Genomic DNA, 15,353 nt, shown 5'->3' on the forward strand with positions numbered 1-15,353 from the left:
CAAACTCTCTATAAAAAAATTCGCGTTATGCTCATCGCAACCGCTCATGTCGCCAACGAAATTTCTTCGAGTAAGACTCTCGAAATTTCCGTTGCACAAAATCAGCGTTACGCTAAGCGTATATATGCTGGCTTAATTCTTACACTGTGTAGTTTTCAAAGACCAAAGTTTGTGTCGCTCGTTTTGGCGACTTGAATATCTTATCATCTTTCTGATGTTATGTCAACTACATTTTTATTGGAAGTTTTTAGTCATTCCTTGTAGCAGCGACAAAATATATCTTATCATAATCGATAATTAGAATCAACTGGTAATTAATTCTAACTATTATTTCTTCTATCTAACTAAGAAGATAAATATATGGTGCGCCCTGAGGGACTCGAACCCCCGACCAACTGATTCGAAGTCAGCGACTCTATCCAACTGAGCTAAGGACGCATGTTAAATTGGAGGCGACACCCAGATTTGAACTGGGGAATAAAGGTTTTGCAGACCTCTGCCTTACCACTTGGCTATGCCGCCAAATAAATGGTGACCCATCCGCGGCTCGAACGCGGGACACCTTGATTAAAAGTCAAGTGCTCTACCTGCTGAGCTAATGGGTCACTATACATATATGGCTGGGGTAACTGGGCTCGAACCAACGAATGCCAGAGTCAAAGTCTGGTGCCTTACCGGCTTGGCGATACCCCAGTAATATAGGATTATATGATGGTGCCCAGAGCCGGAATCGAACCAGCGACACGAGGATTTTCAGTCCTCTGCTCTACCGACTGAGCTATCTGGGCATAAATGGTGGGCTTAGGAGGACTCGAACCTCCGACCTCACGCTTATCAGGCGTGCGCTCTAACCACCTGAGCTATAAGCCCGTAATCTATTATTGAGTCACACTAGCATGTATTTAGTTATCGGTGTCGGTTATCATGGTCTATCTTTTGAGTCGTAGACCCAAGATACTTACTCTAAGAACCGTCAACCGGTAACCGCGTACCGTCAACTTTTTAAAAATGGCGACCTGGAAGGGGCTCGAACCCTCGACCTCCAGCGTGACAGGCTGGCATTCTAACCAACTGAACTACCGGGCCAAATATGGTGGGCGCAATAGGGATCGAACCTATGACCCCCTGCTTGTAAGGCAGGTGCTCTCCCAGCTGAGCTATGCGCCCATATTAAATGGTGACCCATCCGGGAATCGAACCCGGGTTACCGCCGTGAAAGGGCGGTGTCTTGACCGCTTGACCAATGGGCCCTAATAAATAAATGGTAGCGGCGAGTGGACTCGAACCACCGACCTTCCGGGTATGAACCGGACGCTCTAGCCAGCTAAGCTACGCCGCCATAATTCTAAATTGGTTGCGGAAACAGGACTTGAACCTGTGACCTTCGGGTTATGAGCCCGACGAGCTGCCAACTGCTCCATTCATTCCGCGATGTTTTTGGTGCCGGGGACCGGGGTCGAACCGGTACGGTCTGTAAGGACCGCAGGATTTTGAGTCCTGTGCGTCTGCCAATTTCGCCACCCCGGCAATATAATGGCTCCAGAGCGGGGACTCGAACCCTGAACCTACCGGTTAACAGCCGGGTGCTCCACCATTGAGCTACTCTGGAATATTTCCAACGCCCTCTTGGGGCGACAAGGATTATCTTATCATATTTACCTAGGTACTGTCTACATGAAATTTCTTCCAGATATTTTTCTTGCCCTACAGCGTAGCTATTTAAGTTTTTGGCTTTGAATACATGTCCATTAATCACCTTAATTTACACCATACCCCTGCATGGATCTTATTAATACTTTTTAGTAGGCAACACACTATAATAATTAAGTATAATATAATGTATTCGAAAACATTAAAATAAATAGGTAATTGTTAAAACCCTCTTCTGTTGTTAACATATCAATTCTAATAGCTACCTATTAAATACAACACAATTGTTGTTGTGTTGTATTACGTAATAAAGAATGATGCGACAAAACTAATACTACATCCACACAATTATAATCAATCATCAAAAGCCTCTAATGCAAACACAACAGGACGTACTCCATCTGTGCAACATAGAATCTGCATGCCGTCTTTGTTGTTCCATGGCAAATATGTAGCTCCTGCACTAAGCGAGGTAACTCCTCTATAAATATCAATCCAAGCCCATGGGCAAAAACCCGCTGGCATTACAGCGCTTCCTTCAAAAACGAATGTATCTCCCTCTTTTAATAAGGGACACGGACCAACTTCTTTTCCATCCGTCAAGTAAGCTTCTGCATATTCTTCGTAAAAACATCTTTTCAATACGGTTATTCTTACTTTCCTCAATATCTCTACCTCCTATGATTCTTACTTCACAATTTCATACGACTGTGTATTGCTTATTTTACCATATTGCTCTAACTGCTGCTTTTTATATGTAAGTTAATGGAATGATTAATTTAACTTATAACTCGTTTCTCTCCTCTACCTTAATCTTAAGTAAAAGTACAGTTATATCTTCGTTTATCATTTTATTTATAGAGTCTACATCTTGATAATCATAACCTGCTCTTAAAGACTCTTTTCCTTGCCTATACACTGCTAATACTACTTCTTCCCCAGGCTCTAAACCAATTGTTTCATTTCCAATAGCATAGTCTCAACTACTAATAGCAGATTCAGCAAAAAAATTATTATCAATACTATGAGGACTCGTACGAACACCTGATGAATATAAGAAAAATTGTGTTTCTTTACTATTAGGATTTATAATTCCAAATCCCATTTTACCTTCTTCTACTTTCTTAGGGCTTAAACCATAAGAGAGCTGTGTAAGTGGAAAAGGTTCCACAGCTTTTCCATTACTATAACCTTCCACCCATATATCAACCCAACTTTTATCAGCATTAGGTAATCTTAAGTCAAAATCAAATAGTATGCCAAGTTGCAACTCTTTAAATGTATTCTCATATTCTGAATCGGCATTTGATGAAATATAAGCAATCTTATTGTTATCACTATTTTTGATGCTACATCCAGTATTAAGGACCAAAATTATAGCTATTATTAACAATGGAAATACATATAATTTTCTATACAAAATAACTTCCTCCTTTTTAAAAATCCAACAATCTTAATTACAGTAATATCTTTTTTTATACTAGAAACTTAGACTTTTTCAAAGGTGCAGCTTTTCTAATTTACTTAGTTATGCGATGATAAACTTCACCCTTGGAAATAATATTAAATCCGCTATTCACATAAAGAGCTATAGCCTTAGCATTCCAATCTATCACTCCTAATGATATATTTTTATCCCCACGACTTTGACAATAATTAATACCGAAGTTAATAAGCTTCTTCCCATATCCTTGTCCTTGATACTCTTCATTAACAATTAAATCATCAATTTCATTATCCAAAAGTAACACTGAACCAATCAATTCTTGACTATCTAATAATAAGAATATTTTATCCTTATTTGCTATAAGTTTATCTGCTGATGAACAATCTCTATAAGGCTTAAATCCAAGCTCCTTTCTCATCTCAAAAAAGCAATCTTCATAAACCTTTTTATACGCCTCATAATAATTATCATCGTAATTTATTAATTGTAAATCGCTATTCACCTTACCACCAGTGTACATCATGCTATGATATCCATACCTCTTATTAAATCCCCTATGTATAAAGAAATCTCCTGTATGGTTTTTTTCGGTTCTAATCTCTGTGGTAATATAATTAATATCCTGTCTTTCTAAATAGCCTAAAGCAGCTAAATATAGTTGTTCTCCAATACCATTTCTTCTTTTAGTCTCTGAAACATATAGTATCACTTTACCCCTTTTTAATTCCTTATTGGAAATGGCAACTGTAAAGCCATATATCTCGCTATTGCTTTCATATATTAATCTGTTATTATCGATATTCTTTAATTCTTCTTTTATTCTATCTTCATTAACGGTCTCAAGCTCTCGCTTTAAAAATTCTAGTACTCTATCAATATCTTTCTTGTTAATCTTTCTTATCATTTTTTACTCACCTTATCGCCTGCTAGCATATCTAATCTTTCATAATATTAGAAAATAGTTGATATGTAGCTATACGAGCTATTTTGTAACATCTAAAAAAGAAGATGCATCAGCACACTCTAATTTTTTGATGAATGTCTTAAAAACATCTTCACTAAATACAATATGACAAAATATAAAACCAATATGTTGATTAAGAAAGTAAGTGGATTTATAGCAAGTCCCATATTTCCAGCAAAAAAATTAGTTCCAAACCACTTACTTATGGGTTTACGCTGGATTATAGTTATATAATTTAAAGGAAATCCATACTTATATTTTAATAATATATTCCCTTGCTCAGGATTACTCGGCACTAAAACAGTTGTAATAACTGCAATAATTATACTGACATTAAAATAAAATTTATTTAACCTATGCAAAAAATCTCCTTCTTTCCATAGTTTATTAGGACGCATTTTCTTTTTACTGCGATAGTGTTCTCTTCTTCAAAGATCCTTAAATCCTTTTAAAAATGTTAATAATTCCCCATAAATGCAATCTTACATAGGCATCATTGATCTCATAACCTCTATTATCTTGCCTAATGCAATAATATGCTTCTATACCGTTAATTATCTAGTTAGTTTTTATTTTATCTTTTCAGAGACTGAATTGTTGTCACTTTTTGTCATAAAAATAGAAAAAGTGCTTTAATCACTAATTCTTGCTTTTTCCTTTTATAAGTTGAATAAGAAAACTCCTATCTAGCAGGATTTTTCAATACCAGATAGGAGTTCTATTCTACTCGCTCACAAAGTATTCTATAGTCTTTAAAAATAAATATCTATCGGTATGTGCTTCATGACTGAATGTCTGATTCATTTAATTCTCTCAGTTATGATATTAATTCGATAATTGGCAAATTCCAAAGCTTGATCACATAGCTCATTTAAATCATCATGGCTTTCCACCTCAACCTTAAGAATATAGCAACCTTCGCCACTGATACGTACAGCATCTACAATCTCGCTTTTTTCTTGGACAAATTGCCTAACACGATAGTGATCATTACTTTTCATAAGCAAAGTAATATACGCAGAAATCAACCCTTGCTTTTGTGTATCCAACTGGATAGTATATCTCTCAATAATACGCTTGTCTTCTAGTTTACGAATCCTATTTCCAACAGCTTGTCCTGTCATATGTATTTGCTCACCAATTGATTTGAAATTTAGTCTTGAATCTTCCTTCAACAATTCAATTATCTTCTTATCGATTTGATCCATGTTAAATCCTTTCACGGTGAAATTTTTAATTGTAAAATTTTTTCATGCGTCTATTTAGTATTATAATATCTTAATCTAAAATAAATATAAAGATATTGTGATACGTTTTTGATTTTTAAAAACTTAATCTCACTTACAACTACAAAGAATTTATAGTTGTAAGTGAAAAGGAGGTTATTATGAAATATCAGCATCTACGACATGCTACCGGAGTACTTCAATATGGAGGACTCAAAATTCTAATTGATCCTATGTTTGCACCAAAAGAAATTAATCCACCTATTCGTAATTCATGGAATGACCTAAAAAATCCTCGAGTGGAGCTCCCTGTAGATCTATCTACTTTTCAACTGCCAGAATATTGTTTAGTAACACATCTACATTTAGATCATTTTGATGAATACGCCAGAATAAATCTGTAAGATAATACCAATTTAATCTGTCAATCAGAAAATGCAGAGGATTTCAGAAGCATGGGATTCTCAAATGTAATTGCTATCAGCGAGCACTTAACCATTGACTCCATCAGCATCCATCGTGTGCCTGGTCAGCATGGCACAGGTCACATTTCTGAACTTATGGGAACTTCGTCAGGCTATATTTTAAGAACATTCAATGAACCTACCCTCTATATTACCGGAGATACTATTTTTTACGAAAAAATAAAAGCAACACTTAACAAATACAAACCAGATATCATCATTGCTTTTGGAGGAAGTGCTCAGTTCGCACAAGGCGATCCTATTACACTTACACCAGAGGATATCCTCAATATCCATTATTCCGTACCACAGGCAAAAATAATATGTGTTCATATGGATGCGATTAACCATTGTAGAACAACAAAAGATAATTTAAAGGAGTTCTTGTCCTCTACACTTGAGAATTCTGAAAACTGTAACTCATTCCTTATCCCTGATGATGGTGAAATAATTGAAATAAGGTAATCACCCACAAAACATTTGAGGCATGGGATTTCCAACCCACACATCCAAGATACACCTATAACTCTATACCACAATTCACTATAAGAATTCTTCTAACTCTATAATGTCAAATACCATAGATTCTATTAAAACAATCTTTCACTGGAAAATGATAACATTTAAAGATATGTTGAATTAGATTGTAATGCCCCTGTTGATTTCAGGGGTATATACATTTTCAAAGTTAAGAGTCGCCAATTTTAGAAGACCCTTTAAGCAAATTGAGTTTAATTAGAATACTTTTAGAATCTTTAACCATTCATTCTGAAGTCATAAGAACTATTTTTTCCTATTTTTGCGTATATTTTGAATTTGAATAAACTCTGAGATCGAGGACTCAAACGAAAAATATGAGCTAAAAGAACTATTCTCTTAACTCATATTTTACATTCTTCTATGCTTACGCTTTCTTCATTTTTTCTCCTAGAAATACAGAAATACTAAAGCCCTATATTTCATAATTATCTATAATATCTGCTTTTTTCCTTTCGTATTCATCCTCCGTAATAACACCATTTGTTCTGTATTCCTTTAACCGATCTAATCTATCCTTCAATTCATTTCTTCCTAATTCAATTTCTCTTGAATCTTCTAAATGAATATTTTCACTGTCAAGACTATTTGCTCTTAGTTTTCTATCTATAAAAAAACAACAAGAACAATAATACCGATTTGTATGGAGTTTACACTAGCTGCTGGTGTTGCTGTATGTAATGAGTTGTAGACCCAATCTTCAATACTATCTATTCCCACACTCATCTGTGGATGTGACCCATAACCTATATTAACAGGAACATATCCCGTAGTACCGACTTTGAAGAATCTAAAGAAACTTAAAGTGGAAGAGAATGAGAATGGACAAATCAAGCGAAACAACACAACACTCCACAGACTATAGGAAACGATCAATCGTCGTTAGAATTCTTCGTACAGATCTGTGCTAAGGTATTTTAGTCCACTATCGTTAAGTGTCAGTACGATATTTTTACCGCGTTCAGCGTCTTTAAGTAATTTTAGTGCCGCCCACACATTGGCACCAGAGGAAAATCCCGCAAATACACCTTCATATTTCGCCAATTTTCTAGCTGTATCAATTGCTTCTTCGTCAGTTACTTGAATTACTCCATCAATTAAAGACTTATCCAAAAGTGGCAAATTCATGCTGTATCCTCCGCCTTGAATTTTGTGGGCCCCATCAGTAATGGTCCCACCTGCATAAAATGCTGCATTTTTAGGTTCTACAACATAACAACGAATATCTTTCTTATGTTTTTTTAGACCTACTGCACATCCTTGAAAAGTACTTCCACTACCTACGAAATCTACAAATACATCGATGTTACCGTCACATTGTTCCCATATTTCTTCAGCTGTATGATACTCATGAGCATGCACTGTACCAGCTAACCTAAATTGATCTGCTCTAAATGCACCTCTCTCAGTCGTTATCCTCTGAGCCATTTCCTCCACCAGTGCTAAATCTTCCCCTGATACTTGTCCTTTTATAGAATTAGGCATTTGATCAACCAACAGCACTTCCGCACCTAGAGCCTTCATCATTCTTGCTCTTTCTGTGGAATTTCCTTTAGACATACAAGCTACAAAATGATATCCCTTCGCTGCACACACTATAGCTAATCCAGTACCTGTGTTTCCGCTAGTTAGCTCAACAATATGTTGTCCTTTTTTTAGCAGGCCTGCCGCTTCAGCTTCTTCAATCATTTGAAGCGCTACTCTGTCTTTTTTGCTAAAGCCCGGATTTAAATACTCCATTTTAGCATAAATATTACCTTCTACACCTACATGTTCAGTTATGCGAGAGAGCTGTACCATTTTTGTATCACCAATAGCTTCATGAACACCACTAAGTATTCTTGCCATGAAATCCCCCTCCAAAGTAAATCATAGTTTATATCCCTGCAAGCCCAAGTTCGGTTGCAGCTTCTTTCATGCCTTCAATCGTCCAAAGAATTACTGTATCTAAATCCATTTCTAACATAGTGCACCCAGCAGAAATAATATCACGATTTACACCAGCGGCAAAACTTACCGATTTAAATTTCTTCTTGACTGATTTCGGCTCAAGACTTAGTACACTTTTATCCGGTCGCATGAACACTGTAGCTGTTATTAGTCCTGTAAGTTCATCAATTGTATATAGAACCTTTTCCATTTTGTGTATAGGCTCTACATCAGTACAGATATTCCATCCATGAGAGATAACTGCATGAATTATACTATCATCTACTCCTTCATTTTTCAAAATCTCTTTGCTCTTATGGCAATGTTCATTGGGGTAAAGTTCATAATCAATATCATGTAGAAGTCCTACTATCCCCCAGTATTCTTCATTTTCATCATTCTTCCGGGCAAAATAACGCATAACAGCTTCTACCGCAAGGCCATGGGTTATCAGCGACTTGCTGTTGTTATACTTCGTAAGCAATTCATAGGCATCCTCTCTTGTTATCATAGTTTTCCTCCTTAAAATCTTAAATTTTGTCAGTTGAGTAACATATCGTGAGTGCAAATCTAGCAGTTTCTGTACCTGAGTTGTAGTAGCAATGGGCTGTATCTGCGCTAAATTTAATAGCTTGATCTTTTTTTACCTTATCAATCTGATTACCATGTTCAATCATCACTTCGCCATCAAATACAATGATGTATTCCATGGTACCTTTTGGATGCGGTTCCCCTGATGCCTTGCAGGCTGGTCTAAGTGTTATCTCGTACATTTCTAAGTTATTCTTTGAATCGAATGGAAAGAATGGAGTACACTCATAAAGCCCATCTTCGCTAACGATCATCGCCACCTGACTTTTGTCAATTACTCGAACTTCTGTCTCTGGTAATTCAATAAGTGCTGTAAATGGCACCTTAAGTCCATTAGCAATTTTCCATACAGTTGTGATCGTCGGGTTGGCTTCTCCACGTTCTATTTGACCTAACATACTTTTACTTACCCCTGTAATTTCTGCTAATTTTTCAATTGTTAAGTCTCTAGAATTCCTGATTTTCCTTACATTCTCACCTACAGCTGCATTGAACATTGAACTAAGCCTCCATTATTTCAAACTCATTATATTGAGTATAAAGTTTAATATATTGTGTCTTGCGTTATATATTATACTATCTTATCACTATTTTCATGTCAAGAGGTTGTTACTAATAAAGTTTCAATAAAATTAATCGAGTAAGAGTAAAATTTAACAATATTTTAAGTACCAGTTTGTGAACTAATTTTCTTTATATCTTCAAAACAAACAGCCCAAAAACATTGATATTTCTTGTTTTTGGGCTATTTTCTCATTTGTTTATGATACGATTCACCATATCCTATTTTAACCTTTAAATAGTCCCTATCCTCTTTGTCAGCACGTCTTTAAAACGTTCTTATATCGCTAATTTTTCAATTAATTTCTATTCTAGCTTATCAGATAGGCCTTCTATTACAATTGCCACAGATTATTTTACAGTCTCATAGCTAACCCCCTTGTTATCTACCAAGGGGACATTTATTCTCAAATTCCGAACTAAGATATTAATATCCTAACTGTTTTCCTACAATGATTACCTTTATTCTATCTTTAATAAATTGTCCCCTAATGATTGTGAAATCATTACAAATTCGATCAGGACTTTTGCAATCAACACAATAACCTAAAGTCGTACACGGAGTGTTTTTAAATAACCTTTTTGCGTCAATTGGAGCAGAATAATTTCTGACCCTTTTTTCTGCTTCTTCTATATTCGCAACAATTTTATTGATCCCTGTTACTAGAATAACCTGTTTAGGACCATATATCATTGGTGCAACTCTACTTCCATTGCCATCTATATTATAAAGTTCACCATTTTCAGTTAGGGCATTTGTACTACAGAGAAAAGTATCAGCAGAAAAGTTTTTAATATAAATTTGTTTCTTTTCTTCACTTGTAATTCCATCTTTATATTTATCTAAAAAAATGTAATTCTCCTTCCGTAGAAAATCTATTACACCTGTTTCAAAAAGAGTCATCGAGTCGCCTACACCAACTACAGAGTTTACGGTAATGAGTTCCTTTAAAAGTATAATCAATTCATTCTCATTTTTAACAAAGAAACCTTCCATATTACGTTTTCTTAAATTATCTATTGTTCTATTAATTTGCTTTTCCATATACCACAAAACATTATTATCCACTAAAACACACTTCCTTTCATACCAATATTTCAATGTTTTTTAGTGAATACACACTATTTCGGTTCTGTTACATTAAACCGCATTTATACCTTTTTAACAAATTCAGATTTTAATTTCATATCTCCAAAACCATCAATTTTGCAATCAATATCATGATCTCCCTCAACCAAACGTATATTTTTTACTTTTGTACCTATTTTTATGACTAATGAACTTCCTTTTACTTTAAGGTCTTTGATTACTGTTACAGTATCACCATCATTCAAGACATTTCCATTTGCATCTTTGATAATCTTTTTATCCTCACTATTTTCGGCTTCTAATTCTAAAGTCCACTCATGAGCACATTCTGGGCAAATAAAAAGGCTTCCATCTTCGTAAGTGTATTCTGAATTACATTTTGGACAATTTGGCAAATCCGACATAAATTCATTTCCTCCATTCGTTATTGTTGATTCTAATATATAAGAATCTTCTTTTCGCAACTTCCTATAAATAGCAATGAGCACTTGTCCTTTGAAGAAAAACATATATGGTGCTCTGCATAGACTTATATACTAGCACAGTCTTCTCAAATTGACAACCTGCCTCCAAGCACTCCTTGAGCTTCTTTTTCTAAGCGATTTAGTGCATATTTTTCAATTTTTTTATATTGGATCTACCTTTTTTCTATTTATACTGCTTCAAAATCATTAAATCAACTATGTTTATGAAATAGAGCCAAAGCAAGCATATCTCTCCTCGCTTGCTTTTATAGCATAGTTTAACCAGCTACACTTTGCAGATAACGGTAAGCTATCATTTCCTCTTTTTCAATTTGCTTTCTGCGTCTTTTATATTTTCAGCAACTCTAAATCTAACTATTTCGCTTATTAATTCATACGGCAGCGGCTTTTCTATAGGAAATTGTACAGCTCCCTTTGACCCTTTATATTCCGACAACTTATGTTTGAAAGCTTCAATTCCACTTGCCCCTGGATAAAACCCTATATGTTTTTTATGAGCAGCAAAATGCACTAAATTTCCGTGCAGCACAAAAGTTGGCATTTGCCAGCTAATCTTTTCTTCTGCATCAGGCGCTGATTCTTTTATAATTTTTCTTAACACGTTCAGTATTTCCTGAACTTCAGGAGAAAATTGCAAAATATATTCATCAATTGATTTAAAGACTTTTTTATTTTCTTCCATGATGTCTCCTTTCAAATTCTTATTTCAAATTCACATTATAGCCATTAGTAACGCGTTAGTAAAAAAATGCCTTAAAGTTTCTTAGTTTAATACTTCGACAGTTTCCACCTTTTCCCTTCATAAAGCAGAAACTAAGATGTTCCCTTATCATGAACGATAGATTTAATGCTTTTGGACAGTAACATTTCTATAGCACTAAATATACAATATAATAAGGCGGAATCAATCCTTGCGTATAATGTGTTTTTCATCATATGTAAAAGCGAGGCATTTTACTTTTTGAAGGAGAATAGTATGGAATATCGAAGTATTAGAAAAGGAAACTCTAAAGGCATATCCGTTTGATTATATATAAACAAGATTATTTATTTTAGGCGAGGTAGTAAGATGAAAGCATTACCAAATTGTATATCGTTTAGCAGAATCATTTTGTCTTTGATTTTGATTTTTGTTAAGCCATTAAGTGTACCCTTTTACGCAGTATATGTTATTTGTGGATTCAGTGATATTGTAGATGGTTTTATTGCCAGAAAGACAGGGACAACAAGCAGGCTTGGTGCAAAGCTTGATTCCATGGCTGACATGATAATGACCGGTGTATTATTATTTGTGCTTTATCCAATCGTAAATCCTACAACCGAAATCGTCATTTGGATTGTTTCGATTGGTATTATCAGATTAACATCGATGGTCGTAGCATTGAAAAAATATAAAACCTTTGCAAGTCTTCACACTTACGGAAATAAACTCACCGGTGTAGTTTTATTCGTATTTCCAATGTTACTTCCCTATATTTATACACCTGTGTTGATATATATAATTTGTGTTATAGCAAGCTTATCAGCAGTTGAGGAATTGATTATTCAACTAACATCAAATGTACTGCAATTAAATAAACAAAGTATTTTCAAAAAATGAGTATAATCTAGAGTGAATTCTTTCACAATGGTTTTCCAGCAAGAATGATAACAACAACAGCTTTTGTGTCCCCATCTTGCTTATGTATGATTGATAAAATAGCATATAAAAAACATAAAGGGGAGTCCATTTTGACTTCCCCACAATACACATTTTAAGAAAAAAATAATTCCCTTAATTATTGATAGCAGTAATCATTAGTTTAGGATTACCATTTGTCGATGTTACCTCATTAATCCAAATATTGTCTGAACCTGTACCAAACATTATTCCTTTCCAATTCGCAAACATATATTTGGTAAAAGCATTGCTCATTACTTGCTTATAATTGGGATAGAAAATTTTATCATAGTTCTTAATAAAGTCATCTTTATTTTGTATGGTTGTAGCTTTATCGTTAATTTTTACAGTGATAGGATATTGTATTTCTTTAGCTAATTGTTCCTTATTATCATTTATTACATAACCTTGAATTTTGCTAACAAAGTTTTCTACATCTTGGTCGTTCGTTGTGCCTGTTGCAACTCCGTATCTTTTTCCATATTCAACTCCAGGGAGATTACTTTTAAGTGATAATATAAATGGATAGCTTTTTTTATTGTCTGTACTTGTCCACGTTCCTTCAATTTTATCAACGGCATTCATTGTTCCTTTAAATATCCCTGTTTTTTTTCCCGTTTCATCATATTCATATAATATGATCTCTTTCTCTCCTGCTTTTCCTTTCAGATTCATTTCTTTTCTCTGACTTTCATAAAAGTATGAACCAACCATATCTTTTCCTAAAGGATAGATGCTCATTTGAATTGACATATCATTACTTATGGTCCCTTGATAATCGTAATATCCTTTTTCAAAAGGACTGTTCGCAGTATCTATGCTATCAAGCATGTTGGAATCTGTGCTACTATTCGTGTCATTAGCACTTTGAGACGTATTTTCTGACTGTGACTGGGATAATTGGTTGTTACTTAATGGAGCCGTTTCGGTATTATTACCAGAATTCTTTTTGTCTGAACACCCTGTCAATATGACGATTAATGTAATGATAATTACGATTATTTTTTTCAATTTTAATTCCTCCATATGATGTGAAATAATATTTCTTGAAATCTTCCTAGTGTGCATTTAATGTTTTTTCTTAAAAATCAATTTCATATTATTAATCATATATATTGTTAAATAGTAAGTCGTTACAAAGGAGTTACAAATCAATATCAATTTTATACAATGCGGCAATAGGCGGTTCTGTTCTATCACTAAATAAACATTTATAATCAACGAATTTATTTCCCTTATTATTGCTATTAATATCTTTTTAGCATTATCGGCAAATTCGTGAACAATACCGCTAACCAGTTTCGTATCCTTCATATATTGTTCACCGGTTTTAACAAAGAACTTATAATCTGCATTCACTTTGCTATTCATAAATTCCATGATATCCTCGATATTACCTGATAACTCTTTCACAGATTTTTGTACATTTACAATAATGGGTTTAACTTCTCCTACGGTATTTGAAGATTGTTCCGCTAGCTTTCTCACTTCTTCTGCGACCACGGCAAAATCTCTAAGCATGTCTGATATCTTTTCTATAGACTTACTAATGGCTCTGGATAAAATGATGCCGACCAATATAGCTTTTGCTAATTGATCCATCATTTCTTGAATTTTAACATCATTCTCTGCGCCACCAGAATCGATTAGCTTATCAATTTCTTTTTGATCAGCCATGATTGCTTTCGTAGAACTATATGCAGTATATGGTTCCAATGTCCTATTTTAGCGACATGGCGCTTCAAATGCTTACATAGTTTTGCATAGCATGCTATAATATAACAACTGAAGCTAAATTGAGCGGAGTGTGCTTAAATAAAAGAGTATTTTTAAAAATTATTCTATGGCTAGGAGGATCACTAATGACAATCCAAAGAAAACTTATCTTGTTATTTACACTCTTCATCTTTGTATCTACTCCTGTAGTTGCAGTATCCATGGAATCTAATACAACCAATGCAAATTTTTCTGAAATAAATGTATCGATTAACGGAGAAATTGTACAGAATAATTTCCCTGTGCTTAACCTTGATGACGAAATACTGCTACCCTTAAACGCTATAGCAGATTCTATAAATGGTACCTTAGAGTGGAATAGCGAAACAGAAACAATAAATATTATTAAACCTGAAGTGACCATGATATTTGCAAAGTATGCAGACTACAAAGATGGTAAACATACCCTAGGTAATTTTTCACATAGAACATGTATTTATACTAAGAATTTTTATGTATACACAGCGGTGTCTAATCTTAAGCCCGGTAGATATCACTATAGATTTGTTCTTTTAGATCCGAATAAAGAAACTATTTCTACTAGTGAAGAATTTGGCGTTCAAATAACAGATGATATGCCTCAGTTGATTGATCTTACCCAGTTTACCAATGTTAATTTTACAAAAGTAGGTAATCATAAAGTACAGATTCAAATGAAGGTCAATGGATCATTTAAAACGCTTCATGAAACAACGTTACTCGTGCTTCAAGATTAATTTAATAAACCGTATTCTTTTATAACTGGAGCGCCTTTAATAAGGCGCTTTCTTACTATCCATATAGAAGTTCATCAAATATTTGTGCTGAACTAAAATTCTATTTGGTACTAATGTTTGTTTTTATTATAATGGCTTTTAAGTTCATGGATATTGGAAATAATAGCCTATAACGTTTTACCTATTTATATTAAGAAGAATTAATATGAATATAAGATCAAATATTGTCTTTACTATAAAGAAATCTTGCTTTTTTA

At 34.3% G+C, this 15,353-nt stretch carries 19 protein-coding genes and 13 tRNA genes; 5 read left to right on the top strand and 27 right to left on the bottom strand.

Annotated elements, in window-relative coordinates:
- On the top strand, window positions 1-195 hold a 195-nt coding region (locus HNQ80_RS25710), incomplete at its 5' end, for a hypothetical protein (protein ID WP_207727099.1).
- Between the two features lie 166 nt (window positions 196-361).
- Here the strand turns inward: HNQ80_RS25710 and HNQ80_RS18940 are convergent.
- The 18 genes from HNQ80_RS18940 to HNQ80_RS19020 all read right to left on the bottom strand — a co-directional run bounded on the left by HNQ80_RS18940 (window position 362) and on the right by HNQ80_RS19020 (window position 5,284).
- A tRNA-Arg gene (locus HNQ80_RS18940) sits at window positions 362-438 on the bottom strand.
- Between the two features lie 9 nt (window positions 439-447).
- Window positions 448-522 (bottom strand) — tRNA-Cys (locus tag HNQ80_RS18945).
- A gap of 7 nt (window positions 523-529) precedes the next feature.
- Window positions 530-605 (bottom strand) — tRNA-Lys (locus HNQ80_RS18950).
- Window positions 606-617: 12 nt separating this feature from the next.
- Window positions 618-693 (bottom strand) — tRNA-Gln (locus HNQ80_RS18955).
- Window positions 694-712: 19 nt separating this feature from the next.
- A tRNA-Phe gene (locus tag HNQ80_RS18960) sits at window positions 713-788 on the bottom strand.
- A gap of 5 nt (window positions 789-793) precedes the next feature.
- Window positions 794-870 (bottom strand) — tRNA-Ile (locus tag HNQ80_RS18965).
- Window positions 871-1,009: 139 nt separating this feature from the next.
- A tRNA-Asp gene (locus tag HNQ80_RS18970) sits at window positions 1,010-1,086 on the bottom strand.
- 5 nt (window positions 1,087-1,091) lie between these two features.
- Window positions 1,092-1,167: transfer RNA gene (locus HNQ80_RS18975), tRNA-Val, on the bottom strand.
- Between the two features lie 8 nt (window positions 1,168-1,175).
- Window positions 1,176-1,250, bottom strand: a tRNA-Glu gene (locus HNQ80_RS18980).
- Window positions 1,251-1,262: 12 nt separating this feature from the next.
- A tRNA-Met gene (locus tag HNQ80_RS18985) sits at window positions 1,263-1,339 on the bottom strand.
- Between the two features lie 12 nt (window positions 1,340-1,351).
- Window positions 1,352-1,431, bottom strand: a tRNA-Met gene (locus HNQ80_RS18990).
- 7 nt (window positions 1,432-1,438) lie between these two features.
- A tRNA-Leu gene (locus tag HNQ80_RS18995) sits at window positions 1,439-1,527 on the bottom strand.
- A gap of 7 nt (window positions 1,528-1,534) precedes the next feature.
- Window positions 1,535-1,609 (bottom strand) — tRNA-Asn (locus HNQ80_RS19000).
- A 395-nt stretch (window positions 1,610-2,004) separates the two neighbouring features.
- Window positions 2,005-2,316, bottom strand: coding sequence for a TIGR04076 family protein (locus HNQ80_RS19005; RefSeq protein ID WP_184312255.1), 312 nt, complete (start codon window positions 2,314-2,316; stop codon window positions 2,005-2,007).
- 313 nt (window positions 2,317-2,629) lie between these two features.
- Window positions 2,630-3,070 carry a hypothetical protein gene (locus tag HNQ80_RS19010; RefSeq protein ID WP_207727100.1) on the bottom strand — a complete coding sequence of 147 codons (441 nt, stop codon included), beginning with the start codon at window positions 3,068-3,070 and terminating at the stop codon, window positions 2,630-2,632.
- Between the two features lie 100 nt (window positions 3,071-3,170).
- A complete protein-coding gene (locus tag HNQ80_RS19015; protein ID WP_184312256.1) occupies window positions 3,171-4,001 on the bottom strand; it encodes a GNAT family N-acetyltransferase in 831 nt (276 codons plus the stop codon).
- Between the two features lie 119 nt (window positions 4,002-4,120).
- Window positions 4,121-4,459, bottom strand: a complete 339-nt coding sequence (locus HNQ80_RS25715) for a hypothetical protein (RefSeq protein WP_207727101.1) — start codon at window positions 4,457-4,459, stop codon at window positions 4,121-4,123.
- 402 nt (window positions 4,460-4,861) lie between these two features.
- Window positions 4,862-5,284, bottom strand: a complete 423-nt coding sequence (locus HNQ80_RS19020) for an Lrp/AsnC family transcriptional regulator (RefSeq protein ID WP_330602958.1) — start codon at window positions 5,282-5,284, stop codon at window positions 4,862-4,864.
- Between the two features lie 164 nt (window positions 5,285-5,448).
- On the opposite strand from HNQ80_RS19020, the gene HNQ80_RS19025 reads away from it, so the two are divergent.
- Entirely contained in the window at window positions 5,449-5,691 is a 243-nt protein-coding gene (locus HNQ80_RS19025; protein WP_184312258.1) for an MBL fold metallo-hydrolase, read from the top strand.
- A 51-nt stretch (window positions 5,692-5,742) separates the two neighbouring features.
- Window positions 5,743-6,216, top strand: a complete 474-nt coding sequence (locus HNQ80_RS19030) for an MBL fold metallo-hydrolase (RefSeq protein WP_184312259.1) — start codon at window positions 5,743-5,745, stop codon at window positions 6,214-6,216.
- Between the two features lie 487 nt (window positions 6,217-6,703).
- On the opposite strand, the gene HNQ80_RS19035 is transcribed toward HNQ80_RS19030, so the two are convergent.
- From HNQ80_RS19035 to HNQ80_RS19070, 7 genes are all read right to left on the bottom strand, one after another.
- Window positions 6,704-6,811: an SHOCT domain-containing protein gene (locus HNQ80_RS19035; RefSeq protein ID WP_184312260.1), complete on the bottom strand. Its 108-nt coding sequence runs from the start codon at window positions 6,809-6,811 to the stop codon at window positions 6,704-6,706.
- 359 nt (window positions 6,812-7,170) lie between these two features.
- Window positions 7,171-8,136: a PLP-dependent cysteine synthase family protein gene (locus tag HNQ80_RS19045; protein ID WP_184312262.1), complete on the bottom strand. Its 966-nt coding sequence runs from the start codon at window positions 8,134-8,136 to the stop codon at window positions 7,171-7,173.
- 28 nt (window positions 8,137-8,164) lie between these two features.
- Window positions 8,165-8,728 (bottom strand): HDIG domain-containing metalloprotein, encoded by a 564-nt coding sequence (locus HNQ80_RS19050; protein ID WP_184312264.1) that lies wholly within the window; start codon window positions 8,726-8,728, stop codon window positions 8,165-8,167.
- Between the two features lie 19 nt (window positions 8,729-8,747).
- Complete coding sequence (locus HNQ80_RS19055) at window positions 8,748-9,305, bottom strand: helix-turn-helix domain-containing protein (protein ID WP_184312265.1); 558 nt, start codon at window positions 9,303-9,305, stop codon at window positions 8,748-8,750.
- A 491-nt stretch (window positions 9,306-9,796) separates the two neighbouring features.
- A complete protein-coding gene (locus HNQ80_RS19060; protein WP_207727102.1) occupies window positions 9,797-10,414 on the bottom strand; it encodes a lactate utilization protein in 618 nt (205 codons plus the stop codon).
- Window positions 10,415-10,521: 107 nt separating this feature from the next.
- The gene (locus HNQ80_RS19065) at window positions 10,522-10,863 is read right to left on the bottom strand and encodes a zinc ribbon domain-containing protein YjdM (RefSeq protein WP_184312268.1); all 342 of its coding nucleotides are present in this window, start codon (window positions 10,861-10,863) and stop codon (window positions 10,522-10,524) included.
- A 373-nt stretch (window positions 10,864-11,236) separates the two neighbouring features.
- Entirely contained in the window at window positions 11,237-11,626 is a 390-nt protein-coding gene (locus HNQ80_RS19070) for an iron chaperone (RefSeq protein ID WP_184312269.1), read from the bottom strand.
- 387 nt (window positions 11,627-12,013) lie between these two features.
- Between HNQ80_RS19070 and HNQ80_RS19075 the strand changes: the two genes are divergently transcribed.
- Complete coding sequence (locus HNQ80_RS19075; protein ID WP_184312271.1) at window positions 12,014-12,544, top strand: CDP-alcohol phosphatidyltransferase family protein; 531 nt, start codon at window positions 12,014-12,016, stop codon at window positions 12,542-12,544.
- A 174-nt stretch (window positions 12,545-12,718) separates the two neighbouring features.
- Here HNQ80_RS19075 and HNQ80_RS19080 read toward each other — a convergent pair whose 3' ends face one another.
- Together HNQ80_RS19080 and HNQ80_RS19085 are read right to left on the bottom strand one after the other, a co-directional pair.
- Window positions 12,719-13,615, bottom strand: coding sequence for a hypothetical protein (locus HNQ80_RS19080; RefSeq protein WP_184312273.1), 897 nt, complete (start codon window positions 13,613-13,615; stop codon window positions 12,719-12,721).
- 57 nt (window positions 13,616-13,672) lie between these two features.
- Window positions 13,673-14,320: a methyl-accepting chemotaxis protein gene (locus HNQ80_RS19085; RefSeq protein WP_207727103.1), complete on the bottom strand. Its 648-nt coding sequence runs from the start codon at window positions 14,318-14,320 to the stop codon at window positions 13,673-13,675.
- 146 nt (window positions 14,321-14,466) lie between these two features.
- Here HNQ80_RS19085 and HNQ80_RS19090 point away from each other — a divergent pair, with 146 nt between their 5' ends.
- Window positions 14,467-15,096, top strand: a complete 630-nt coding sequence (locus tag HNQ80_RS19090) for a stalk domain-containing protein (protein WP_184312275.1) — start codon at window positions 14,467-14,469, stop codon at window positions 15,094-15,096.
- Window positions 15,097-15,353 lie beyond the last annotated feature (257 nt).

It is taken from the genome of Anaerosolibacter carboniphilus (assembly GCF_014205875.1).
GTDB lineage: Bacteria > Bacillota > Clostridia > Peptostreptococcales > Thermotaleaceae > Anaerosolibacter > Anaerosolibacter carboniphilus.